Origin of the sequence: Bacillus sp. NEB1478 (assembly GCF_031582965.1) — a bacterium.
Taxonomy (GTDB): Bacteria; Bacillota; Bacilli; order Bacillales; family Fictibacillaceae; genus Fictibacillus.
Map to the genome: position 1 here is coordinate 3,104,027 of NZ_CP134049.1, position 25,399 is coordinate 3,129,425.

The 25,399-nt window shown below is 38.0% G+C and carries 26 protein-coding genes and 1 riboswitch; of the genes, 9 read left to right on the forward strand and 17 right to left on the reverse strand.

The window, feature by feature from the left end:
• Window positions 1-4: 4 nt before the first annotated feature.
• The gene (locus RGB74_RS15620) at window positions 5-325 is read left to right on the forward strand and encodes a YbjQ family protein (protein WP_310257353.1); all 321 of its coding nucleotides are present in this window, start codon (window positions 5-7) and stop codon (window positions 323-325) included.
• Window positions 322-555 carry a hypothetical protein gene (locus RGB74_RS15625; RefSeq protein WP_310760219.1) on the forward strand — a complete coding sequence of 78 codons (234 nt, stop codon included), beginning with the start codon at window positions 322-324 and terminating at the stop codon, window positions 553-555. The genes RGB74_RS15620 and RGB74_RS15625 overlap by 4 nt, the downstream gene beginning before the upstream one ends.
• 73 nt (window positions 556-628) lie before the next feature.
• Here RGB74_RS15625 and RGB74_RS15630 read toward each other — a convergent pair whose 3' ends face one another.
• The 12 genes from RGB74_RS15630 to RGB74_RS15685 form a co-directional block, all read right to left on the reverse strand.
• Window positions 629-787 (reverse strand): hypothetical protein, encoded by a 159-nt coding sequence (locus RGB74_RS15630; RefSeq protein ID WP_310760220.1) that lies wholly within the window; start codon window positions 785-787, stop codon window positions 629-631.
• Between the two features lie 29 nt (window positions 788-816).
• Window positions 817-2,505, reverse strand: a complete 1,689-nt coding sequence (locus RGB74_RS15635; RefSeq protein WP_310760221.1) for a methyl-accepting chemotaxis protein — start codon at window positions 2,503-2,505, stop codon at window positions 817-819.
• Between the two features lie 13 nt (window positions 2,506-2,518).
• Window positions 2,519-2,959 (reverse strand): chemotaxis protein CheW, encoded by a 441-nt coding sequence (locus tag RGB74_RS15640; protein WP_310760222.1) that lies wholly within the window; start codon window positions 2,957-2,959, stop codon window positions 2,519-2,521.
• Between the two features lie 166 nt (window positions 2,960-3,125).
• Window positions 3,126-4,886, reverse strand: coding sequence for a metallophosphoesterase family protein (locus tag RGB74_RS15645; protein WP_310760223.1), 1,761 nt, complete (start codon window positions 4,884-4,886; stop codon window positions 3,126-3,128).
• Window positions 4,887-5,004: 118 nt separating this feature from the next.
• On the reverse strand, window positions 5,005-5,448 hold the full coding sequence (locus RGB74_RS15650; RefSeq protein WP_310760224.1) for a helix-turn-helix transcriptional regulator: 444 nt from the start codon (window positions 5,446-5,448) through the stop codon (window positions 5,005-5,007).
• Window positions 5,449-5,519: 71 nt separating this feature from the next.
• On the reverse strand, window positions 5,520-5,768 hold the full coding sequence (locus RGB74_RS15655) for a hypothetical protein (RefSeq protein WP_310760225.1): 249 nt from the start codon (window positions 5,766-5,768) through the stop codon (window positions 5,520-5,522).
• Window positions 5,769-5,814: 46 nt separating this feature from the next.
• Window positions 5,815-7,659, reverse strand: coding sequence for a PAS domain S-box protein (locus RGB74_RS15660; protein WP_310760226.1), 1,845 nt, complete (start codon window positions 7,657-7,659; stop codon window positions 5,815-5,817).
• 402 nt (window positions 7,660-8,061) lie between these two features.
• The gene (locus RGB74_RS15665) at window positions 8,062-8,340 is read right to left on the reverse strand and encodes an HU family DNA-binding protein (protein ID WP_066286854.1); all 279 of its coding nucleotides are present in this window, start codon (window positions 8,338-8,340) and stop codon (window positions 8,062-8,064) included.
• Window positions 8,341-8,469: 129 nt separating this feature from the next.
• Window positions 8,470-9,240, reverse strand: coding sequence for an SDR family NAD(P)-dependent oxidoreductase (locus RGB74_RS15670; protein WP_310760227.1), 771 nt, complete (start codon window positions 9,238-9,240; stop codon window positions 8,470-8,472).
• Window positions 9,241-9,365: 125 nt separating this feature from the next.
• On the reverse strand, window positions 9,366-10,046 hold the full coding sequence (locus RGB74_RS15675; protein WP_310760228.1) for a hypothetical protein: 681 nt from the start codon (window positions 10,044-10,046) through the stop codon (window positions 9,366-9,368).
• Window positions 10,047-10,224: 178 nt separating this feature from the next.
• Complete coding sequence (locus tag RGB74_RS15680) at window positions 10,225-13,008, reverse strand: DEAD/DEAH box helicase (RefSeq protein WP_310760229.1); 2,784 nt, start codon at window positions 13,006-13,008, stop codon at window positions 10,225-10,227.
• Window positions 13,005-14,309: a hypothetical protein gene (locus RGB74_RS15685; protein WP_310760230.1), complete on the reverse strand. Its 1,305-nt coding sequence runs from the start codon at window positions 14,307-14,309 to the stop codon at window positions 13,005-13,007. Before RGB74_RS15685 ends, RGB74_RS15680 begins: the two co-directional genes overlap by 4 nt.
• Window positions 14,310-14,565: 256 nt before the next feature.
• Window positions 14,566-14,652: riboswitch (cyclic di-GMP riboswitch) on the forward strand.
• A gap of 41 nt (window positions 14,653-14,693) precedes the next feature.
• On the opposite strand from RGB74_RS15685, the gene RGB74_RS15690 reads away from it, so the two are divergent.
• A complete protein-coding gene (locus RGB74_RS15690; RefSeq protein ID WP_310760231.1) occupies window positions 14,694-14,855 on the forward strand; it encodes an aspartyl-phosphate phosphatase Spo0E family protein in 162 nt (53 codons plus the stop codon).
• A 119-nt stretch (window positions 14,856-14,974) separates the two neighbouring features.
• On the opposite strand, the gene RGB74_RS15695 is transcribed toward RGB74_RS15690, so the two are convergent.
• Window positions 14,975-16,546, reverse strand: a complete 1,572-nt coding sequence (locus RGB74_RS15695; RefSeq protein WP_310760232.1) for a cation:proton antiporter — start codon at window positions 16,544-16,546, stop codon at window positions 14,975-14,977.
• A 220-nt stretch (window positions 16,547-16,766) separates the two neighbouring features.
• On the opposite strand from RGB74_RS15695, the gene RGB74_RS15700 reads away from it, so the two are divergent.
• The 6 genes from RGB74_RS15700 to RGB74_RS15730 all read left to right on the forward strand — a co-directional run bounded on the left by RGB74_RS15700 (window position 16,767) and on the right by RGB74_RS15730 (window position 22,299).
• The gene (locus tag RGB74_RS15700) at window positions 16,767-16,922 is read left to right on the forward strand and encodes an aspartyl-phosphate phosphatase Spo0E family protein (RefSeq protein WP_310760233.1); all 156 of its coding nucleotides are present in this window, start codon (window positions 16,767-16,769) and stop codon (window positions 16,920-16,922) included.
• A 229-nt stretch (window positions 16,923-17,151) separates the two neighbouring features.
• Window positions 17,152-17,739 (forward strand): 3D domain-containing protein, encoded by a 588-nt coding sequence (locus RGB74_RS20155; RefSeq protein ID WP_396135982.1) that lies wholly within the window; start codon window positions 17,152-17,154, stop codon window positions 17,737-17,739.
• Between the two features lie 152 nt (window positions 17,740-17,891).
• Window positions 17,892-18,839 carry an AAA family ATPase gene (locus RGB74_RS15715; RefSeq protein WP_310760234.1) on the forward strand — a complete coding sequence of 316 codons (948 nt, stop codon included), beginning with the start codon at window positions 17,892-17,894 and terminating at the stop codon, window positions 18,837-18,839.
• Window positions 18,840-18,841: 2 nt separating this feature from the next.
• A complete protein-coding gene (locus RGB74_RS15720) occupies window positions 18,842-20,065 on the forward strand; it encodes a DUF58 domain-containing protein (protein ID WP_310760235.1) in 1,224 nt (407 codons plus the stop codon).
• Entirely contained in the window at window positions 20,059-21,276 is a 1,218-nt protein-coding gene (locus RGB74_RS15725; RefSeq protein WP_310760236.1) for a hypothetical protein, read from the forward strand. The genes RGB74_RS15720 and RGB74_RS15725 overlap by 7 nt, the downstream gene beginning before the upstream one ends.
• A 93-nt stretch (window positions 21,277-21,369) precedes the next feature.
• A complete protein-coding gene (locus RGB74_RS15730) occupies window positions 21,370-22,299 on the forward strand; it encodes an ATP-grasp domain-containing protein (RefSeq protein WP_310760237.1) in 930 nt (309 codons plus the stop codon).
• A gap of 327 nt (window positions 22,300-22,626) precedes the next feature.
• Here RGB74_RS15730 and RGB74_RS15735 read toward each other — a convergent pair whose 3' ends face one another.
• The 4 genes from RGB74_RS15735 to RGB74_RS15750 form a co-directional block, all read right to left on the reverse strand.
• The gene (locus RGB74_RS15735; RefSeq protein WP_310760238.1) at window positions 22,627-23,559 is read right to left on the reverse strand and encodes a DNA-3-methyladenine glycosylase family protein; all 933 of its coding nucleotides are present in this window, start codon (window positions 23,557-23,559) and stop codon (window positions 22,627-22,629) included.
• 23 nt (window positions 23,560-23,582) lie between these two features.
• Window positions 23,583-23,768: a YtzI protein gene (gene ytzI / locus RGB74_RS15740; RefSeq protein WP_310760239.1), complete on the reverse strand. Its 186-nt coding sequence runs from the start codon at window positions 23,766-23,768 to the stop codon at window positions 23,583-23,585.
• 106 nt (window positions 23,769-23,874) lie between these two features.
• Window positions 23,875-24,486 carry a nitroreductase family protein gene (locus RGB74_RS15745; RefSeq protein WP_310760240.1) on the reverse strand — a complete coding sequence of 204 codons (612 nt, stop codon included), beginning with the start codon at window positions 24,484-24,486 and terminating at the stop codon, window positions 23,875-23,877.
• 91 nt (window positions 24,487-24,577) lie between these two features.
• Window positions 24,578-25,222 (reverse strand): FMN-dependent NADH-azoreductase, encoded by a 645-nt coding sequence (locus tag RGB74_RS15750; protein WP_310760241.1) that lies wholly within the window; start codon window positions 25,220-25,222, stop codon window positions 24,578-24,580.
• Between the last annotated feature and the right edge of the window lie 177 nt (window positions 25,223-25,399).

The following is a 25,399-nucleotide window of genomic DNA, read 5'->3' on the forward strand; positions in this document are numbered from 1 at the left end:
GTTGATGATCGTTGTCACTACGGAAAACATTAAAGGTTACGAAATAAAAGAAGTAAAAGGTTCTACATTCGGTGTTGTTGTACGTGCTAGAGGAATCGGCGGCGACATCATGGCAGGACTTCGCGGGATATTAGGCGGAGAGATTAAAGAGTACACCTCCATGTTAGAGGATGCTCGTAAACAAGCGATCGATCGCATGGTAAAAAACGCTTCCGAAATGGGAGCAAATGCTATCATCATGATGCGTTTTGACTCTGGCGAAATGGGCAACAACATGAGCGAGATCGTTGCATACGGAACGGCTGTTGTTGCAGAAAAAGAATGACGGCGCTCAACCTATTTATCGGCTGGCAGATCCTTTGTTTTGTCGCACTTATCATTTTATTCATACTTTCATGGCTGTACTATGATAAGCGATATAAGAAAAACAGCACATCCAAAGTACCTTCTGGTTATATTTGGACAGACGAAATTTCGATCGATCCGACTACCGGAAAAAAAGAACGTGTCTACTATAACCCCAATACAGGCGATCGATTTTATAAAGAAGAATAGCAATTATAAAGAGCACACGGTGAAATCCCGTGTGTTTTTGTTTTGGAACTAATTTTGTTTGGGTTGATATCGATTAAAAAGGCTTCGTGAAGGTGATTTTTGGATTTTCATCGGCGTTTGTTGGATTACCGTCTTCGTTTGTTGGATTGTTCACTTCGTTTGTTGGATTATCGCCTTTGTTTGTTGGATTTTGCACTTCGTTTATTGGATTACGCCATAAAAATACCGCCAACCATTGGTTCCCGGGTTGGCGGTTTACATTTATACCTTAAATTTATTGATCGTTTCGTTCATCTCTTCTGCCAATTGTGATAATGCATTGGAGGATGATGAGATTTCTTCCATACTTGCTAGTTGTTCCTCTGCTGATGCAGATACTTCTTGTGTAGATGAAGCTGCGGTTTCAGCCATGTGTGAGATAACTTCGATAGAATGTACCACGTGCTCAGTGCTTGCAGACATCTGCTGTGTAGCTGCTGAAATTTCGCCAACTTGATTGGATACTTCAGCAACACTCTCAAACAGGCTTTGGAACGCTGCACCAGATTCATGAACGAGATTTCTTCCGCTCGCCACTTCTTCTGTACCGCTTTCCATTGCTTTTACAGCTTGATCTGTTAATTCTTGAATACTCGTAATCAACTGTCCGATCTGCTGTGCAGAAGATGATGATTGTTCCGCAAGCTTTCGAACTTCATCCGCAACGACCGCAAATCCTCTTCCTTGCTCCCCGGCACGAGCAGCTTCAATGGCAGCGTTCAATGCCAGCAAATTCGTTTGACCTGAGATATCCGTAATTACATCTACAATGTTCGTAATCTCTTGAGATTGTTCTCCTAAATTCTTAACGACTTCAGAAGTATTCGAGATCGACGTGTGAATCGCATCCATCTGTCCGATTGTTTTACGAATTGTAGTATTTCCGCCTTCTGCCACTTGAAGTGATTTTGATGATGATTCAGACATGGTTTGCATGCTCACTGAAATTTGCTGAATACCTGCTGAAAGCTGATTCATTGCTTCAACAATATTTTCAACCGTCCTGACTTGTTCTTGAGAACCTCCTGCGACTTCTCCAATTGTTGTTGCAATTTGTTCTGTCGCCAAACTCGTCTGATCAGCACTAGCAGATAACTCTTCAGAGGATGCTGCTAACTGTTCAGAAGTAGCTCTTACTTGCCTGATCAAGCCGGCAAGGTTCATCCCCATATGATTGATTCCTTCTGCCAGCATGCCGATTTCATCTTTATTTTTTATTTGGATTGGGTCCATCGTCAGATCTCCGTCAGCGATGTCATTGAGCATATCTGCCATTTTCACCACGGGTTTTGCGATCATTCTAGAGATAATGTAGCCGATCACTACTGCAGCGATGACAATTGCGATACCTAATATCGTGATGATGGAAACAACTTGTTTTTCAGCAGCTGCTACATCCATCTTGCCTTCAGCCATTAAATTATCCTGACGATTCGCCATTTCATCTGTCACTTTAATCATTTCTTTTCCTATTGGAAACAGCGTACTTGAAGCATATGTATTTGCCGCTTCCATACTGCTTGAAGAATTTAATAGAACGCGATTGGATTCATTTTTATAATCTGTGTTTAACGTCTGGATCTTTTCCAATCTATTTTTATCTGCCTCAGCTTTAACCATTTTCAGGGTTTCCACTACAAGCTGATCAATTTTAGCAGATGCTTCTTCAAGTTTTGATTTACTGTCAGAAGACTGATCGAGCAAATATTCTCTAATACTATTATTCTGAATTGTCGCCATCAGTTCAATCTCTTTTGCATTTTCCGATATGACTGCCCTTCTATCCAAAAGGTCATTATACGTATTCTGCATATCTTTCAAAAAATAAAAGAACACACCGCAAGTTGCAGCAAACAACACGGCAATCGTTAAAAAAGAACCAATTAATTTTTTTCTTAAAGTCAATTTCATAAGTCACCTCTTCTTATGCATTTATTATTTTGAAAATATAAGGACAGTTCAGAACCATAATGAGCTGATCTTGATGCTTGGCTACACCTTGAATGACCGAATCCTCATTTCGTGAAAAGTTACCTGGTGACTGAATCGATTCTGTTTGAATATCAATGACATCTGTGGCCGCTTCCGTTAAAATACCCAAAAACCCTTGTTCATTTTGTAAAACTACAATTCTAGAATTATCCGTTATTGCAATATTTTCATTTCCGATCAATTGACCAAAATCAATGATTGGGATGATGTTGCCCCTAAGATGTATAACTCCTAAAATTTCAGTAGGCATCTCTGGCATTGGTGTAATATCCATCGCCCTTTCGATGGATGAAACATGTTCGATATTAAGGCTATATTGCTCTTGAGCATATGTAACTATAACCATTTTGGCAGATTGAGTGCTAAGTGACATTTCACTTGCTCCTTTTCTAGGTATTTCGACGTTATCCTAAAGTCTCGTGTTCCATTCTTTTTATCGGTTTCATTTAGAAATTCTTTTAGCTGAAAATTAGGAAATATCTATATTCAATTAATAAGTACAAAAAAAACACCTAAGCGCTTAGCTTAGGTGATTTCCTTTAACGATTTAGATCGATTGCTTGAGTAGAGTTGGCCGGGATCGTCGTTTTTACTTCTACAAATTGTTTTGTTCCGTAAAGCTGCGTTTCAATCACTTCTCCCTTAGACGGTGTATAGATGCCTTGCTTCATATAGAAAGGAATACTGATCGTTACCGGTTTATTTAACCGATTTGTGACAGTTGCAGTTTGAGAAACTTGTGATCCATCATTCGGCAATTTAAAGTTATTTTCAAAAGAAACAACTCCTGCTGCTGTGTTTCCATTTTCATAGACCGGCATTGATTTATCCGGACCTTCGTATATATACGAGTTGAATTTCTTATTTGCAGGATCTTTCTCAAACAAGCGATAACCTACCCATGGTTTTCCTGTTAACTCAATAGACGACGTAGTTGAGTAAAGTATGCCATCTTGTTCTGTGATGTTATCAATATGTGTATGACCATGAAGGGATATGTCCACACCGTTTTGTTTCATCACATCAATCAGCTCATGCGCTCCTTCACCATGCCATTGCTGATCATAATCATTTCCAAGCTTTTCTCCTTTTAACAACGTAGATAAGTTTTGCGGGTTATGCTTTGCGTCATATTCTTTCCAATAATCCACCACATTAGGATCAGATGCCGGCCAGATGTCACGGTCGCGCCAAATCGGGTTGTGATGCGAGAACAAACCTTTAATCTGTTCTGGACTCGACACTGCACCATTATCAGCCAGGTCTTTTTTTATCCAATCCATTTGCTGATCACGAACTTGACCGCCCCATGTAGGAACAGAAACCGTTCCATGTCCCTGCCGGTCAAACTTATCCCAATCAAATGAGTTATATCCGATCATATGTGCATAAGGGCCATAATCAAACGAGAAGTACTGCGGTCCAAAATATTGCTCCCAATACTTAGCGCCATCTGCTAATGTAGCATCCTGAGCATAATAATCATGGTTGCCAGGCACGAGATAAACAGGAACATTGAATTGCTTAAGAATTCGATAAGTCTCTTCATATTCATAAATATATTCTTGCGGATTCATTTGTCCGAACATAAGATCACCTGTTAAAACAACAAAGTCAGGTTTTAATAAATTGACTTGTTTAATTGTTTTTTGAAGATACAGCCATCTTTTATTCAGGTCGGGATCCCACATTCCCGCTTCAGTTGCATTTTTAGGATCTGCTATGTTTCTTGGAGAACCAACATGAATATCTGTTAAATGAATAAAAGTAAAATCTTTTTTATATTCTTTTATGATTTTAACTGAATTTGGCTCATCATCTGTAATTCGCGAACCATCACCTGTATAGGAAACCTGCAGATCAAAAAGTTCTTCCGGTACATCATCTGGTATGGAGACTGTAATTTCATAAATAGATGAGCTTTCTTTCCAGTAAGAAGATCCTTTTTTCACACTTTTAACTGGTAACTGAAAAGAACCATCTACTTTAGCCGCTTCCGTAGGATTTAAGGAAATGTCCCAGCCTGCTGGTTCTTTCCCTTTTGTATCTACCTTAACCGTAAGTTCTGATCCATTTTTCTTAATCGCTGGTGTAGCCATGAGAGGGTAAATAATATTATCAACTTTCGGATCTAGCGCAATATTTGGAACTTGATCTAAATAATGAGTAGTATTACCTATACCGCCATCTTGCTTGTCAATTCCTGAAAAATAAGCAGAAGCCTGTCCTGCCGGCACCGTCATCGTACAAGCAATAATAAAAGCAGTTAACTTTGATTTCCATCTATTTGGTTTTTTCATGTGTGTTACTCCCTTCAGTGTATTAAAGCAACTTACACTCCAAAAGTAACAGTACATTGTAAATATCGTATGACGTAAATATAAATACTATTTAAATATTACACATACGTGTGAATTCTTATATTTCTTTCAGTCGATTTTTTGCCTCATCTTCATCATAAGAGCTGTATATTCTGTAATCATTTTCATCCAGTATTCGATAATGCTTACTGATCACATTTTGCTGAAGCTTAAAACCATTTTGTGAAAGCACTTCTTTCCACCACAAATGACCGCCCCACGTTTTCTCCTTAGGACTTGCCACATAATCATGAACAACCACTTCCATCACTTCCAACGGATCACCGCCTAATGAGTGATATAAAATTTCAGAATTCCGAAAGAGAGCACATAAAGCAACGATCACCGTCCAGCTCGCCTTTACTCTCTCTTTTTCAATTTGGACCAGTGTTTTTTTAGAAATCCCTAAAATATCCGCCATTTTATCTTGTGTATAACCTAGTTCTGTTCGAACGAGTTTAATTTTATTAGTCAACAGGTCGATAATCTCACTCTGTGTCATCCATGTTCTCCTTTTATTCTTTTAGGAACATTTTACACAAAAAAACTCCTTCCTACAAAAAGGAAAGGAGTTCAATGATACGTGTACGGTTCCCAATGTACTAAGTCATATACACCATTATTAATGCGGCCGCTTTCGGTTTCCAGAACAGTTAGCAAATCGTCCGGCAGCTGATGATAATGACTAGTGAGATCAACTTGATCCATAGGTGACGAAATCATCACAGTAAATAGCTTTTTCTCATCCATATTCATTCCGTGAACATGAATATAATTTAAATCTTTAATGCGGTAGACAAAAAATATTCGGTATTTCCCCATTTAGATCACACTCCCTTATGAACAGTGTGGTCTGGTTTTATAACGATTAAACCTCATGAACAGGATATGTTGGAACTTCGATTTCCACCTTAGTTCCTTGACCTTCAACAGAAGAGAAACGAATCTCGCCGCCATGTTCTTCTATGATTTTAAAACAAACCATTAAGCCAAGGCCAGTTCCTTTCTCTTTCGTTGTATAAAAAGGTTCTCCTAAAGTTTTTAGACGCTCTGGAGGAATTCCGCATCCCTCATCCTTCATAACGATCACAATAGAATTATCCCGCCTCTCGATTTTGATGTGAATTTCACCATCAGCATCCATGCTCTCTATCGCGTTTTTCAGTAGATTGATAAAAAGCTGCTTCAACTGGTTCTCCACCCCATATACTGGCGGAATATTGTCTTGGATGTTAACCCAGATTTGAATGTTTTTAATAATCGCTTGTGTTTCCAAAAGCCTGACAACACTATAAATTAAGTCTTTCATGTTCGTATATTCAAAACTGACTGCCTGCGGTTTGGCTACTAACATTAATTCACTCACGATATCGTTGATCCGGTTGAGTTCTGACTCCATAATCCGTAAATATTCTTGCCGAATTCCATCATCAGCATCAGATAGTAATTTCGTAAACCCTTTTAATGAAGTCAGTGGATTCCTGATTTCATGCGCAACGCCTGCAGCCAATTCACCAAGGACAGATAACTTCTCTGATTTAAGCATAAGTTCTTCAGTTTGTTTCGCTTTCGTCACATCTCGCGCAAAGGTTACTAAACTTTCTACTTGCCCATCTTTTGTCATAACAGGAACACCGCTCACTTCTATTAACATCCAGTTTCCATTACGATGACATAATCTGAATTCAGTTTGAAACATCTCTTTATTAGTAAGAGACTTTGAAAAATGCTCACTTATCCCTTCAATATCATCAGGATGAATAAGGTCTAATATCGACCCTTTAACTTCACCTTCTTCGTAACCTAGAACAGCGAAGTGGGATGGGGATACATATTGAACAGACCCGTCAGGATCAATAACAGTAATCAAGTCAGTAGAGTTTTCCGCAATTAAACGATACTTTGCTTCACTTTCGCGCAATGCTCTTTCCACTTTTTTCTGTGATGTAATATCCCTGTAGACGATAACAAACCCCATTATTTTCCCTTTCATATCACAGATGTTTGAAAAAGAAGCAGACACATCAAAAACTGTTCCATCCTTATGAATTCTTTGTGTTTCATGGAGGGGAACAGACTGTCCTTGCTTAAGAAGCTGTATGATTTCAATAGATTCTTCTTTTAAATAATCTGGTGTAATGACTGGCTGTGAAGGATTATCTTCTGCAAAATCTTCCTCAGCCCAGCCGAACATCTGCACAAAAGCATCGTTGACCTTAATAACTTCTTGTCTTGTATTTAAAATAAGAATAGCATCAGTTGTTCCTTTTAAAACAGATTCTAATAAATCTAGTGCCACGCTCAACTCTTCTTCTTTTTGCTTATGTGACGTTATATCTCTTCCCGTTACAACCAGCATCTGAGGTTCTCCGTCATCTGTATATGTTGGATGCTTAATTAATTCCAGCATAACGATGCGGCCGTTCTCCAATGTGATCTTTTCCATTATTTTAATGTTTTTCCTGGTGCTCCATGCCTTTTGATCAGATAATTTACAGCGCTCAATCATTTCTTGAGGAAGCCTTGTTTGAAGTTCGTCCAGTTGTTTTCCTTTGTAAGGATTTTCATATATTCCATAAATATTTAATGCAAAGCGGTTTGCTTCTGCCCAAGTTCCATTCGGATATTTCAAACACACAAATTCAGGAAGAACATCTATCATTTCTTTAAATGTACTTACTGAAGGAAGTTCGTCGTGTTCTAATATGTTCATTTCTCTCACCCTTTTTTACTAGAACTTCTTATTGTGTACTATTTAAAGATAGACAGCCCGTTTCCTTCTTCATTTTTTTTAATTCGAACGTCAAATTTCAACTTTTTTCGCCTTTAAATGACAAAAGAAACTTGGCTAACGACATTTTTATATGTCACTCTTAGTCAAATTTGGACTTTATTCCTATTCCCAAAATCTATTCGAAGAGCTAGATGTTGAATTTAGACAGGAATACCACTCAAATTCGCAAGGCGCGAAGGTGGTTTACCGCACGCCTCGGAAAGTGAGCATCCTGAAACAGAAATCAACTTCTTCCAAAACAACAAAAATGGCGATAGCAGCCTACTGAAAATACAAAAAGACACTCCCAATGAAGGAAGTGTCTCTGAAAAATAGTGACATTTATACCGCTTTTACTGCTTCTTTTAGCGATTTCCCTGGCTTAAATGCAGGAACATTGCTTGCCTGGATCATGATTTCTTCACCAGTTAAAGGATTGCGTCCTTTACGTGCGTTGCGGTTGCGGGTTTCAAATGTTCCAAATCCAATCAACTGAACACTTTCACCGTTTTTCAAAGCATCTGTAATTGCATTTAATACCGCATCAACCGCAAGAGCTGATTCCTTTTTGTTCATGCTTGTTGCATTACGTACTGCATCTACTAAATCCATTTTTTTCATAATAGAAATCCTCCTTCAAACATAAAGAATTATTGCTTGCGTAGCTCCATTATTAACGAAAAATGAAATTTTCATACAGGAAGATACAAAATTCCGAAAAATATTTCACTAGTTTACTAAAACAATTGTTTAAAAACCTTGAATGGTCATTCCGCCGTCTACAAACAAAGTCTGTCCATTCACATAATTTGCGGCATCACTTGCTAAAAAGACAGCGGGGCCAACGAGATCCGGCAATTCTCCCACTCTCTTTTGCGGAGTAACAGCCAAAATATCATTCAAGTATTCTTGATCAGCGAGCAGTTTTTCTGTTAACGGTGTTTTAAAGTACCAAGGACCGATGCTGTTCACATTGATACCGAACTGTCCCCACTCCAATGCCAGATTCTTAGTCATCTGGATAATCGCAGCTTTCGTTGAAGCATAGACAACTCCGGTTCTAAGCGCAACATGGCCAGCAACAGAAGAAATCGTAATAATTTTCCCTCCGCCGTTTTCTTTCATGCGTTCTCCAGCTTTTTGCGAAAACCAGAAGGCAGATCTAAGATTCGTATTCATAATTGTGTCCCATTCATCATCAGACACGTCCAGAGCCTTTGAACGTATGTTCATGCCTGCATTATTGACTAAAATATCGATGCTGAGTTGTTTTGAATCCAGCTCACTAAAAATGGATTCGACATGGTTTTTATTCGTGACGTCTGCTTCATGTATGAAGGCAGTTCTTCCCAGCTCTCTAATATGACCAGCCACTTCTTCCAGATCAGCTTGAGTTCGGGACACGAGGACAACATCTGCTCCAGCTTCTGCAAATCCAATTGCAAGAGCACGCCCAATCCCTCTTCCTGCACCTGTAACAAGAGCTTTTTTTCCGTTTAATGAAAATGATGGTAAATACATGATAGTAGCCTCCTATTTTTTCAAACTATTAAATTATTCGTAAAGGTCGGGGGATATCGTGTAATAATCATAACGATCTCCAGAATATGAATTCTCCCCTGTCTCCTTAATAAGTTCCAATTTGATTAATTATATTCTGCCTGAATTGTTGTAACGATCGCTTTTATAATTTGACCTTTTAATGCATCAGGCACAGATTCACCTGTTGGATTCGAGAAGCTGGCAACCCCTGTTTCGTTATCACAAGTAAAACCGAAGTTAATCAGCTTTTGTTTCAATGATTCAGGAAGTTCATCGGAACCTGAATTTGTTCTATTTATATCTGTCTTTCCTACATCAAGTGCAATATCATCATTGCTTGTATGAATATAGAATAAATCAGCGTCACTATGAGTAATCCACTGCCCTTTTGAAAAAATCGATAACTTCGAATGCTGAAGACTAGAGATCCCGTCCAGATTCACACCAAATATTTGATTGATTAACATTCTGTTCTCAGCACAAGTTAGCGAGTAATTATGTACTGCAATATATCTGTCCATAACTTCCGCTTTTGGCATATCCATAATTTTTGCGTCTAAATCAACGGAATCATTATCCATGTTTAATGATTGCCTTACACTTTTCATAATAGGTTCAGGGTATATGCTTAACTTGATGCCATATTTATTTTTAGAAATCATGTCTAAATCAAGTTGAAATGATTCAAGAACAGCTCTTCGCACATCTTGACCTTTCACTTTTTCACCTAAGGATTCAAGGTAGTGGTTCATTGCTTCTAGCTTTGTTCCTAAAAGAGTTGCCATGATTTTTTCCTCCATTTTTTGGATATTATATTCAGTGTATCAGATTCTCCCGAGTGCTGTGGATATTATTTTATCTAATTGATAGGAGTGTGGATTTTGTCGCTTGATGACGGTTCATTGTTATATTTAGAAAAGAACCAACAAAAAAAGACATGCCGCAATCGGCCTGTCTTTTTTATTATGATTTTACCCACTCTTTTCTAAGAGTGAACAGGTCTTTTAATTCGTCTGTTGATAATTCAGTAATCCAGTTCTCACTTTGAATCACCTTCTCAGAGAGTTCCTTCTTACTTTCAAGCATCATATCGATTTTCTCTTCCAGTGTCCCCAGTGTTATCATCTTGTGGACAGTAACGAATTTTTTCTGACCAATACGATGAGCACGATCTGTTGCTTGATTCTCAACAGCTGGATTCCACCATCTATCATAATGAATGACATGGTTTGCTTCTGTTAAGTTCAAGCCCGTTCCACCAGCTTTTAAAGACAAAACGAAAATGGGATTTTCTCCATTTTGAAAGCTTTCGATCATTTCGTCACGCTTTTGTTTAGTTAAACTGCCGTGCAAAAATAATACGGGCTTTCCAAATTTTTTCTCCACATACCTTTTAATCATATCTCCCATAAAAATGAATTGAGTGAAGATCAGACACTTTTCATCCTTTTCAAGAATAGCATCCAGCAATTCAATCATTTTTGAAAACTTAGCAGACTGATCCTCTGCCTTAGCTAGCTTATCATTTTTTGTGTAGAGGTATGGATGATCACAAATTTGTTTAAGCTTTCCGAGCATGGCGAGAAGAAGCCCGCGCCGCTGCATGCCTGTTACTTTTTCTAACTGTTCAAACGTATCCTGAACAAGTCTTTCATATAATGAAGCTTGATCCTTTGTTAAAGGACAGTATTCTTTGATTTCTTGTTTTTCAGGCAGATTGAGCTGAACAGCCGGGTCCATCTTCGTCCGCCGCAGCAAGAAAGGCTGAACGAGCTTTTTTAATTGTCCAAGACGTTCATGATCATTATCTTTTTCCACTGGCAGCACAAACTTTTTCTGAAAAGACGGCTCACTGCCGAGATAGCCAGGATTAAGAAAATCAAAAATAGCCCAAAGCTCCAATAAGCGATTTTCAACAGGCGTTCCAGTAAGACCTATTTTATGACGGCCGTTTAGCTTACGAATACTCCTCGATTGTTTCGTATAGCTGTTCTTAATATTTTGCGCTTCATCTAACACGATGGCTTCCCATAAAACTTCACCAGTCTCTTTCTGATCCAGCTGGCTCGTCGTATAAGAAGTGATCACAACATCAAACTGTTTGTACCATTCGTGAAAATCCTCACCTTTTTTCCTATTTGCACCATAATGCAGACCAACTTTCAGTAATGGTGAAAAGTGCTCCAGTTCTTTTTGCCAGTTTCCGATAACGGAAGTAGGACAAATGAGTAAAAATGTCCCTTCCTGTTCTCCTTTTTCCTTCACTTTTAAGAAATAATCTATCGTCTGAACAGTTTTACCAAGTCCCATATCATCCGCCAGGCAAGCTCCAAGACCAAACTTGCGTAGAAAATACATCCAAGAGCTTCCTGTGACCTGATAGTCTCTTAATGTACCTTGAAGATTTTCTGCTTTTGGTTCAACCGGGATCGTTTTCACTTCGGATAACTGATCCATCCATAAGTTAAGCGGTTCATCCCATTCCATATCAAGCATCGGACCTTCAGCTTCCATCTCGAAAATATCATCAGCAGGATTCGTCTCCATGTTTAAAAGATGCTGTTCTAATACATCTTTTAATTGAATTCCTGACCGGTCGACATTTTTTATGAGACTCCGGACTTGTTTCATCCACTCCGGATCAACACGGTACCATTGTCCATTTCTTCTAACTAGTCTTCTGCTGCCATCAACAAGCTTTCTAAACTCGTCTTCTGAAAGCTCCTCATCGCCGGTAGATAGCCTCCAATCAAATTGCATGATCGCATTTAATCCGAGAAAAGATGGGGCCGCTCCGCCAGCTTGCGGTTTCGTTTTAATTTTCGCTTTAACCTTTGGCTGCATGTCCTGTACAGTTTTCCACCATTCCGGTAAAGAAACAGAAATACCAATCTGGGTCAAAAGATCACTCTTCCCAGTTAAGAAGTCCCAAGCTTCTTTTTCCGATATTACTTCCTTGATCTCATTTTTATTGCCTATTTTCAACCAGGAAATCAGTTTTGATGCAAGCTCTATATCTTGTTCGACGGCGTCTTTATAGGATTTCCAATCATCAGGATATAGTGTACTTTTTCCTTTGTAAGGAACACGGATTCCTTCTCCTTTTTCTTGTAAAAAAGCATGTATCGTCCATTCATCTTTATCTGCACCATCAAATGGTTCGTTCAGTTCAAAAATAATAGAAAAAGGTTTTGGATCCATACGCCAGCCAATTTTGATCAGCCATTCGGTTTCATCTAAGTTCTTCAAAGCCGAAATAACCGGCCTGGAAATACCTTTTACAAGGTCTCCGCGAAAAGAAGATGGAACAACCTCAGAACCACTCTCTGGAAGAGTAGCAAGTGCCTCATTGATCCAAGGTGTTTCAATCCGCTTACCTTCAGCCTTCCAAGACCATATCCCATCTTTCCATGCCTCGAAATCAGGAATAACACGTTCTTTTTTCATTAATTTAAAAATATCATTTGCTTCGTGTACGGTTTCCAATGATTCTCCATCCCAATTATGTTCAGCAATAAAAAAATCAGGATATCGGTTAAACAATAAAAAAGCATCGCCGGCATTTAAATACACATTTTGATGATCGTCAGAGTCAAGCATAGTACCATAAAAGGAAGGCTGATGCCATGTGAATAACAAAGGTTTCCAGTCGCTGACATGCACTCTTTTTTCTTTTCTTGTCGCCCACAAGACCATATTGCCTTGCAGCCATTTTGTATGAAGTAAAAGATTGCTTGTATCGATCATGAAATAAACTTCCCTTTCCTCAGCTCTTCCTGAAATGCTCTTAACCTGCCGTATACAGATGCGATCTGGTTAATATAAACCGAAAAACGCTCTTCTTCTCCTAAATCAAAATAAATAGACCGAAGTGTTTTTAAATGTTTAATAGCTGATTGATATGATTTCCGTGTACGTTCATTGATCAAACGGTCTATCGTTTGATGATATATCGGCAGTACAGATTCTTTATTTAGTGAGATAACCTCTTTTAAATCTTTTCTTTGTATGAGTTCGGGCGAGTATCCCATAATTACTTGCAGCTCTACCCACCGCTCATATTCACCGATTACCATTAGATATTCGCCATATTCATAAAATGTGATCGGCAAGAATTCAATGAGCATTTCTTCATATTGTTCTTCATCACCTGTATGCTGAGCATACTTCCAGAAATAATTCAGGTATTCATGGAAAAATTCCCGGGCATTTGAATGATAATAGTACGTATTAACTCCCTCTAAAAACGTTGGTTTTAAATAAAGCAGCCAAGATAAAAGCCTGTTCCATTCTTGTTTTTCAACTAATAGCTTCATCCAGACTAAAAAATGCACCATTTCAATCTTTTTATCATTCTTCTGAATTCGTTCAAAAGCGAGTTCATCTTTCTTTCGTGCAAACGCAAAATGTACAAGTGCCAATTCAAGCATTTGTGTAGTGTTTCCTGCCTCTTTTTCTTCTAATAGCTGCTTTTCATATTTTTCAAGCCAAGATTCATCGGTATACAAAAGAGACCAGCTGACTTGAAACAAGAAAAATAATAAATACCCCCATTTAGGAGGAATTTCATATAGACTCTGAAAATTCCTAAGACTCTCTTCAATAAGCTCTTTATTTTCATTCATCAATTTTTCACTATTCAACTGCTTCAGTGTGATATACATCTGATCAGATAACTTATCTACTGTAGCTGTAAAATTAGCTTGCATATAAGAAGCGATTCCGTAATGTGCTTCAAATGAAAAAAGACGAATCAACGTCTCGATCTGTACATGAAATTTATACAACAATGCAATATCTTCATCGAAAAATTGTCCAGCGTTCAATAGTGCAGGATAATAATCTCTATAAATATGAACAAATGTGTAACTCGTATCTTTACCGTCTGCCATGTCACGAAAGGTGACGGTTTGCATTTTACGTTTTTCAAATATCTCAAACCGGTCAGAGAAATATTCACGCCATAACTGAACGGAGTGCGTGTTTTGGACCTTTTTTTCAGGTGAATCATAATGATTATTAGAAGTCTTTTCATTCATACGATCCATACCCGTCTCCCTCCTTACGCGCTTTATTACCAATTATAGCAAATTATTTATTCTCTCATTCATGCATATCATTTCTATTTTAAAGGAAACTTCCTCAAATGACCAAAGATTGCTCTGAATCACTCTTCAAAACAAATTGGTTTCATCCGATAATTAAACTAAAGTGAAATAATTAAGGTGAACTACCCATAATATATTGTCTATTTATGTAATTTTTTGTAAACATTTCTGGTTAAATATGTTATACTATGGAAAATCGACGAAAAGGCAAACTTTTCGAAAGAGAAGGACGCAAAGCTATAGGGACTAAGTCTAATTGTAGATATGTCAGCCAGTTGCCGAATGACTCCTTCGTCGTAAATATTTAGTAAGGGAGATATATATATGAAGGAGAAGACGATGCTTGACCGCATTTCTTTGCTGAGAGAAGAACTCTATCGAACTTCATCTATGTTAAATCATGAATTAGCTCACCCTAAGTTAGTAAAGGTTAGCCAGCAGCTAGATAAATTACTCAATCAATACAACAGTGTTGTACAAAAGTAATTTCATAAAAACAAAACTTGGCTGACGCAGATTATTCCGTCAGCCTTAGCTCTACCTGTACCAAATGCTATACAATGCCGCTGGACCATTATTCAACTCATCATGAAAAAACCCGCCTTTTACAGCTCCTGATCCTCATTTTTGCACTTTTCAATTTCATCAACGATCCTCTCTATTTCTTCTTCAGCCAGCTTGGTTGAAATCATCTCTTTACGCAAAAGCCTCTCCACAGCCTCATGTTCTGCATAAAGCAATTCAATTTTAGCCAATCGTTCTTGTGACCTTTTCCATTCAGGATGTGATTCGTACATATCATCTAGTTTTTTCTTTTCTTCATCTCTTCTATATTCGTAAAGTTTATTCATCCGATCAAAAACCACACTGGAAATCACTGCCTCATTCTTCAGTTTCTGAAGCCTTTTTAATGCATAATCATAACGGTGGACAGCAGCTAACGTAACATCGTATTCTGTTTTTTCTTTCTCGTGCCCTTTTATGTTTAATCGTTTTATAAGTGCTGGTATCGTCAAGCCTTGGACAAGCAATGAAAAGAAAACAATACTGAATGAAAGGACAATAATATCTTCTCTCCCAGGAAAATCTCCTGGCAAACTTAGAGCAAGTGCGATGGACAAAGATCCTTTTAATCCGCCCCAATTTAAAATGTGCTTCCACTTGGAAGGGATTCCTTTAACCGGAACCAAGGATACATAAACAGCAATCGTTCTCGCAGCAAGAACTATTAAAATAGCACCAATGATTAAACCAAACTTGTTCCCGATATTAATATAAGCGATTTCTAATCCTACTAACAAAAAAACAAGTGAATTTGCAAATAGGGCCAGCACATCCCAAAACGAATGTATGTTTACTTTTGTAGTCGGACTCATCCCAATCTTTGCTCCATAATTGCCAAAGATCAGTCCTGCTACTACAACAGCGATAACCCCTGAAACATGAATGGACTCAGCTATTGAAAAGCTTCCGTAAAATAACAAAAGTGAAAACAGAATTTCTAAAGGATAATCATCATACCAGCTTGTAATCTTAGAAAATACATAACCCAGCGCACCTCCAATGAGAGCACCGCCTAACGCAACTTTTACTAGTATAATAATTGTTGCAGTTATTCCTCCAGCACCCATCTGTATGTATGAAGGAAGATAAACAGAAGTAATCATGAACAATACAACGGCTACACCATCGTTAAACAAACTTTCACCTTCAATAATGGTGGCTAATCTCCGGTTTACCCCAAGAGATTTAAATATACTTAAGACAGAAACAGGATCTGTAGCACTCATTAGCGCTGCAAAAACAAAGGCCGTTTGTACACCCATCCCTAGTCCAAAATAAGAGGATGTTCCAACTATACTAAAAGTGATTAAAGTTCCGCCTAATGCTAATGCCAAAATTGACTTCGTATTATCACGCAAATGGCTAAAAGGCAGCTTCAAACTAGCCTCACCAAGTAATGTAGGCAATAATAACGAAATGATGATGAATTGAAATGTATGCCCTTCTTCTATAATTCCTTTAACAGGTTCTAGCGAGGGTACTGGAACCAGACCGATGATTCCCCCAACTATAACAAGTGCAATCGGATAAGGTTTGTGCCATTTTTTCGCTAGAGCTGTCACTCCAACTGCTACTGCTAATAAAATTAAGGCTACATTCAATGAGTGATGCATACGCTTCACCTCTCCACTTGTTAGCTTTTTCTAATATTTTTTCCTCTCCTGCACATCCTCAAACGAAAATACAAAAATAAATATTATTATTCGACATATTCTTACGAGCTTTGAAGCTTCTTGTAATATTTTCACTATTTTCCGCGAAACCCTTTTTCTTTTGCTGAAAATATTGCATACTTTTTGAGACAAAATCTTTCAAGAAAGTTGTGAATGATACATGTTGTTACAATTAATTGAAGAAAAAAGAGAAGTGCTTCTTTGTCTTGGAAAAACATTTGGCCTTACAGCTAAAGAAACAGTTATTTGCAGTCAAGAATTGGACCAACTTTTAAATCGATTAAATGCAGACTTACCTGATTCACAAGAAAAATAGTAAACTTTGTCTATTTCCTGGGAAATTTGTCGAGTTATGCTTCTTTATTTGCTGCCAATCTTATAACCTTTCCTCACCATTACATAAATTCCTATTTTTACCTATTATTATATGAAAATAATATTGTAACCTCTTTGTTACTTTCTGCTAACCAGATTGTCACATTGTCCTTGTATAATTGGAAACCGAGGTGCATTTAACCAATTATACATAACAGGAGGAATTACATATGATAAAAAAATGGGTAATTACAGGGGCATTAGCATTTGGTTTACTAATTTCATCACCACTAAGCGGACAAGCTGCAATGGGAGATCATACTCTTCGTCCTGGCGTATGGGATCAAGATGTCCATGAACTTCAAGCAAAATTAAAAGCGATGGGATTCTTTGATTTCCCTGTTACAACTGGATATTATGGACCTGTTACTAAACAATCTGTACTTGATTTCCAGCGTTCAAAAGGTATTTCTGTAGATGGAATCGCAGGACAACAAACATTCAGCACGATCAAAAACAACTTGCAATCAAAAAGTATGACTGTTTCAGCCACTGCCTATACAAGCGAATGTGAAGGCTGCAGCGGTGTTACTGCAAGCGGGACAAGTCTAATTGACTATCCATACGCAAAAATTATCGCGGTTGATCCTGACGTAATTCCAATGGGAACTGTGGTTTATGTCCCTGGATATGGCTATGCGGTTGCAGCTGATACTGGCGGAGGAATCAATGGCAATGAAATTGACGTTTTTATGAATGATTATTCCAAAGCTGTTAATTGGGGAAGAAAAACGGTAAATATCTCAATCTTGCACTAAAGAAAAAAAGTTTACTAGACTTTCTTAAATAAATAATTTTTAGCCAGACCTGACTAAGGTCTGGCTTTTTTCAATTTTATTCCAAATTTTATATTTTCTAAATATTGTAATAATGGTATGGTTGTAGTACTTACTTTGGGAGGAAGGTCTATATGAACATACTAAATCAAGTTTCTATAATGAAGAATTCTGTCGGAAAAGTTTTAACTGGTAAGGACAGCCTTGTAGAACTCACTATGATTGCACTTGTAAATAAAGGACATCTTTTATTAGAGGATGTGCCCGGCACAGGAAAAACCGTGCTGGCTAAAAGTCTGGCAAGATTAATCGGCGGGGATTTTAAAAGAATACAATTCACACCCGATATCCTGCCTGCTGATATTACTGGAATCCAGTTTTTTCATCCGAAGCATCAAGAATTCGAGATGAGACCAGGACCAGTTATGACGAATATTTTATTAGCTGACGAAATAAATCGTGCGACACCGCGTGCTCAATCCAGTCTTTTAGAAGTAATGGAAGAACGCCAGGTAACGATCGACGGAGAAACACTTAAGCTCCCTTCCCCGTTTTTAGTTATAGCTACACAAAACCCGATCGAATCTCACGGAACATTCCCGCTGCCCGAAGCACAGCTTGACCGGTTTTTCATGAAGCTTCCATCCGGTTATCCTAATTTGAGCCAAGAGAAAGCAATGATGCAAATGTACCGTCAGCAAAACCCTCAAGATTTCCTTGATCCTGTTTTCTCACTGGAAGATATCATGAAGATGCAGGAAGAAGTCCAGCAAATTTTTGTTAGTGATGAGATTGAGAACTACTTGCTATCCATTGTTAATGCTACACGTCATCATGAATTTATCGAGACAGGTGTATCACCGCGCGGAACACTTGCCTTCATGAAAGCAGCTCAGGGTGCAGCCTATGTCAAAGGAAGCGATTTTGTTACTCCTGATGACATTCAGCTTGTTGCTCCATATGTTCTTTCACATCGTCTCGTCCTGTCGATGGAAGGAACAATGAGGAAAACGAAAGATCAAGTACTCCGAGAAATCTTAGAAACAACTGAAGTACCAGTCGAATCTGAGGCAGGAAGATAACGATGCAATGGAACAGTGAAGTTTGGATAAATGGGATATTTAAATCTCTTGTTTTATTTAGCCCTATTATTATTATCATTGGTATGTACCGGGAGATCACATTCCTTTTTGCAACAGGAATTCTGATCATACTGATCTATGCTTCTGCTCTCATACAATTTAAATCAGCTGCCAATGATTTTGATGTCGAAACCACAAAACAGACTTACCGTCTTTTTCCCGGAGATACGGATCAATTTTATATACAACTCTTACATAAAGGAAAATGGCCGTCGTTCAGCGGAGAAATATCAATCACTCATAGGGATGTCATATCTGAACCAGGCAAATCTCTAATTAATGAAGGGGCAAAAGGAAGGATTGAAATCACCCGCCCCTTTGCCGTACATAGGAAAACGGCTTATCGGCAATCTGTTCAATTTACTGCAAACAGACGCGGAACTACTAGAATTTCAAATCTTACAGTCCGTGTTCAGGACCCTCTTCAAACAGGGGGGCTTGTATTATCCTATCAACAACTGTTCCCTGCCGAAATCATTGTTTATCCAGAATTGTTGCCTGTTTACGGGATCGAACTACTTTATTATCAAGGCAACGGAGAAACAGCACGTCCTTTTGCACTTTATGAGAATGATTCGCTTCCTGCTGGAACACGGAATTATACTTCAGGCGATTCTTTTCATAAAATCCATTGGAAAGCAACTGCAAAAACTGGATTACTCCAGACGAAGGTATTCGAAAAAACGGTCGTTTTTCACTGGACTTTCATATATACGATTCAGTCCGAACTTAGTAAAAAAAATATGAAGACAACGGATGAAATTGAGAAGGAAATAAGTTATTTAGCGTATATGTGCAAGTTTGCAACGGAAAAAGGGATTCCGTTCGAAGTCTATATTAACTTTAAAGTACCTGGCCCAACAGGTGTTTATCACGCTGCATCTGGCAGTGGCTCTCAGCATCTGGCCAAGATTTTAGAAGGATTAGCTAGAATTGATCGAACAAGTATTACTGTGAAACCTAGCTTGATGTGGAAAAAGATTGATAAGAATTTTACCGGTACGACTCCTTTTGTGATTTTGCTTGGCTCAGTACCTACCGATGCCGCTAATCGAATCATGCTGCAAAAATGGAGAAAATCAAGCGGCAGAATCTTTTATGTGAATCAAAATGGAACAGAGAGCTATCTTATGCCTTATGTATCCAGGGAGGAAATTTCATGCTGACTTATGAACGAAACCTCCTTTATACAATGAACATGATACTTGACAGTTTGTTATTGTTTTTAGTTCTTGCTCTATTTAATAAAGGAACAGCTTGGCAAGGTTTAGGTTTGTTTATTTTGGCTAATCTAGCGGTCGTTGCCGTTAGTGCTGCTTTCTTTAATCTAAAACCTAATCTTGTTAAATTATCACTTGTTTCTTCATTCGTGCTGTCAGCCGCACTATTTTGGATGCTTACTTTATCGCTTGTCCTTTCCATTTTACTTGCATTTATTGTCGCATGGAGAACAACAGTTAACTGGGAAGATCCATTAAAGCCTGATACAGAAGCCATTATTACAATAAGCGCGTTATTTGCAGGCGGACTATCACTTTTTCAAAAAGAAGGTTTCGGCGTTCTATTCGGTGCTGTTTTTATGCAATTTTTACTCATGTTGGGCATAAAGATGTTTCTTCATTACTTAAAAAACGCTGCAAACCGAGCTAAAATGTGGAAAGAATTTTCGCCTGCACTTTTGATTGCTGGTTTGGGAATCATCATGCTCGTCATTATGGGTCCACTAAAATCATTTATCCTATGGGTTTTTAATGGCATTCTCTTTGTACTTTATTATATAGTTGGTATCCCTTTTTCGAAATTGTTCGATTCAGGATTCATATTATTCTTGAGGAATTTACTGGCCGATAAGGTTTCAAAAAGAAAAAGCGGAGAAACTGGTGCAAGTAATGATTTAGTTAAACAAAAGTGGGATAAACATTTATTCGATCATGATTATTCTATCTTGATGTGGAGTTTAATGGCTCTTGTTCTCCTCGTAATTATAATCTACATATGGAAAAAGGGACTGTTTCCACAGCTCAAACCTGCCGCATTATTGACAGGAACTGTATCGTCTATTAACAGCTCTGATTTAGATGATTCTTTTTTTAAAAACCGCAGATGGCTACAATCGAAAGATCGAACGAGAAAGAAGTTTTCACAGTTTGAAAAAACGATGTTCAAGCACGGGTTCCCAAGAATGCCCGGTGAATCTGCGCCACTATGGTTTGAACGGCTAAAGCTTTCAGGTTCTGAGGCAGACACTGTTCTGAATGCTTATGAAAAAGTCCGTTATGGAGATCGCTTACTTTCAAATGATGAATTCCATGATTACTCAAAAGCATTAAAAAATATAGAAAAAATAGAACACATTCAGAAAAAGAAGTTGAAATAAGACTTCTTTTTTTGCGTTTACCTGTTCAATCACTGCTATCTATAATAGACTAAGTTTGTAAGAGCAGTCGGATTTGATGTGAGGAGGATTCCCATGGACAAAAAAATATACGTCATTCATGAAAACAGTGAGTGGACTGCCCCATTATTCCAACGTTTTGATGAACTCGGTCTTCCCTATGAAGATTGGCATATGGCAAAAGGGCATATTGATTTAAGCACTGCACCACCGGAGGGTATATTTTATAATCGGATGAGTGCTTCATCCCATACAAGAGGACATCGTTATTCACCAGAGTACACCTCTGCGGTCCTTGCCTGGCTGGAGAGCTACGGCAGAAAAGTATTCAATGATAGCAGGGCGCTTCAGCTAGAAATCAGTAAAGTAAACCAATATAGTGCACTAAAAAATTTCGACATTCCAACACCTCGTACTATTGCGGCTTATGGTAAAGAGGAACTTTTAAAAGCAGCGGATTATTTTAATGGCCCATTTATTACGAAACATAATCGAGCTGGTAAAGGACTTGGCGTTCAACTGTTTCAATCAATATCAGCGTTAGAATCATATGTGAATGGTGAGCAGTTTGACGATTCCATTGACGGAATCACATTGCTGCAGGATTATATCGAGGCACCTGAACCGTTCATCGTTCGCTGTGAATTCGTTGGCGGAAAATTTTTGTATGCCGTACGAGTTGATACTTCAGAAGGGTTTGAGTTATGTCCTGCTGATGCTTGCCAAATCGGCGATCAATTTTGCCCGATTACTGAAGAACCAGCTGAGCAAACACCTAAGTTTCATATCTTAAAGGACTTTACACTGCCCCTTCAATCCAATTATGAAGCGTTTTTAAAAGCTAATGGAATAGCGTTTGCTGGAATTGAGATCATTACGGATAAAAACGGAAACGTGTTTGCTTATGACGTTAACACGAATACCAACTATAATCGTGATGCCGAAGAAACTGCAGGCATCTATGGAATGAAGGCTATTGCGGAGTTTTTAGGGAAAGAGCTTTAATTAGTAGAGGTAAACCCCACTGTTGGGGTTTACCTTTTTTATGAAAGTTCACGTGTCTAATATTGTCGACTCGGAAGTATTTAATAAAAACTCGTTGGATTATACTCAATACCCGTTGGATTAAGTCCTATTTCCGTTGGATTATCGCTGATTCTCGTTGGATTATTTCTTACGATGTCTCTCAATCTTATTACGATAATAAAAAAAATGTAATTTCCGGTCCCGGAATTTTCATAAACGAATATTCACTTCATTTTCTCTGAAAAATGAACAAAAAAATACCCAATAAGTACTTTTTCAGCACTTATTGAGTCATTCTGAAAACATTTACGTTTGATCCACAACATTTGGCGTTTGATTCAGACTTTCCCATAAATAATAGGTGATGTATGTACGCCATGGTTTCCAATTTTCTGCAAGCTGGCGCACTTCTTCTTCATTCGGCTGGCTGTTTAAATGCCACACATTTCGAACGGCATTTCTTAGGCCAATATCCGCTGCCGGTAAAATATCTGGACGCCCCATTCCAAATATTAAAAGGCATTCAATTGTCCACTTTCCAATACCTCTTATAGGTAGCAAACACTTCATGATTTCGTCATCTGTATGATTCCATAACCCTTCTAAATCAAGCGTCCCATCTACAATTAATCGAGCAAGGTCGATGATGTATTCAGCTTTTCTCTGGCTAAATTGCAATTCACGCAAATCCTCGTATGCTAATTGAGCTGTGTCCTCTGGTGTCGGAAACACTTGAAAAAATGAGCCCTCAAACTCAATCTCTTTCCCTGCAAGTCTGATTAAGCGGTCTGTTAGTGTTCCAGCAAAAGTTAAATTTACTTGCTGGCCTAATATGATTTTTACAATGGATTCAAACAAGTCAGTTTCCGTTAAAAGCTTTAAACCTTTAAAGCGTTCTAATACGGGTCCTAATTCTTCATGATCTTTAAAATATTTATATAAAGGAAAAAGGTCCAGGTCTGTTGAAAAAAGCTGCTGTACTTTTTTTCTAGCTTCTTCTTCACGAATGTTCCCTTCGATCGGTATTACCCGGCAATTCAAAACTGGATGATTAACAGTCCCTAGTGACGTCACACCAAGATAACAAGGCAAACGATTGATATGTATAATTTTTTCATACTTTGTGAGCTCTTCATTTAGTTTTAAGACATGAGTTTTTCCTGTAACCGTCAAACGCTGCATCATTTTTTGAAAATCAAATGGTGGTTTTGGACTGATCGTAAATTCCATGTCTTCCATACTTCCCTTCAAGGATCATCAAGTTATTCATATTTTTCGTTTTCTTCCGCTCCGTTTTTCTCTTTTTCATTCTTTAAATACGGATTATCTTCCAGTGTATCCACAGTATGTTTGTAGGAATAGCCTTTCGTGATCGCAGCAGCAAAAATGATGATGACAAAAATAATAATGACAAGCGAAACAAGTAAAGAAATCGTTAACGTACTCATAAAAAGCCCCTTTATGGATGGATGTTATATAAATAATAGCATATTTACCTAAACAAAAAGCAGCCTGTTTCATCAATGTGAAACAAGACTGCTTATTCATTAGCTATTAAAAATTATCTTCAAACTTTTCGTGCATGACAAGTCGTTTAATATCAAATCGATCGGTTGGTTTTGCAGGTTCATCTGCATACCCGAGTGTAATCATCATTACTGGAATAAATCTTTCCGGGATGCCAAATGCCGGAATAATCGCCTCATGATCAAATCCAGACATTGGACATGAATCGATGCCTAATGCTTTAGCGGCAAGCATTAACTGCATCGCTCCTAATGATGCATTTTTCAGAGCTTCTTTCTCCCCTAAAGGCCGCCCTTGCGAGTAAGCACTTTTAATATTGTTCAGTAACATGTTCCGTGCTTCTTCAGGTGCTTTTTCAAAAACTTCCGGAGCCACTTTATCAGCTTCAGTATCCCCTAATATAATAACAACGGCTGATGCATCCAGCACATGCTTTTGATTATAGGCAATTGGGAAAAGCGTTTCTTTCTGTTCTTTCGATGTTACAACAAGGAATCGCCAATGCTGAAGATTCCATGCAGAGGGTGCTTTTCCTGCCATCTCTAAAATTTTGTACAATGTCTCATTTGGTATTTCTTTATCTTTTTGATAAAGACGAACCGATGACCGTTCTTCCATGACTTTGAATGTTTCGTTCATGCCTCTCCACTCCTTTTTCATCTTCAAAAAATATAAAAAGGTGCTGATTTCACAGTCACCTTTTTACTATTCCACTATTATTCATCCATTATTAAGCGTTATTTTTAGCTGCTGCTAAAACTTGTGCTAATTCAGAAGCTTTTTCGCTCGCTGCAGATAAAATTTCTTCTGCACGATTTGGCTCAGCAGCCATACCTTCTGTAAATACATGATGATAATCAGTGATTCCGATGAACGCCATTATACCTTGCAAGTAACCGTTCGTAAATTCAAACGCTTGAGCAGGTCCTTCAGAATAAACACCGCCGCGTGATTGTATGTGAACAGCTGTTTTGCCGCCAAGCAGTCCTGCTGGTCCATTTTCGGTATATTTAAATGTTTTACCAGCCATTACTACGTTATCGATATATGCTTTTAACATTGGAGGATAGCTTAAATTCCACATTGGTGTATTAAAAACATATACATCAGCAGATAAAAATTGGTTTAAAACTTCACCCATTCGAGTTGTTTTTTCGATTTGAGATGGTGAAAGTTCTTGACCAGCTGCTGCTTTCCCCCAAGCATCGAGAACATCAGCATCAATAAACGGAATGTTTTCTTCGTATAAATTAACTGTTTCGATTTCTACATTTTCACTTTGGTTAGATAATTCATTAAGAAAATGGCGCCCTAAACGGAGACCAAAAGATTGTTCCATCGGTTTTGGATTGGCATTGATATAAAGTATTTTCATTTGAAGCAGCTCTCCCTTTTTGTATGAGTAATATTGTAAGTATTTTCAACTAACTTCCTTTTTGTTAGTTAATTCTTTTATATAATAAAACGGACACTTACTTTTGTCAAGCAGTGAACTTAAAATTATTACCCTGACTTTTTGTTAGTTATTTCCAATAGTAAAAAACGTTCTCCG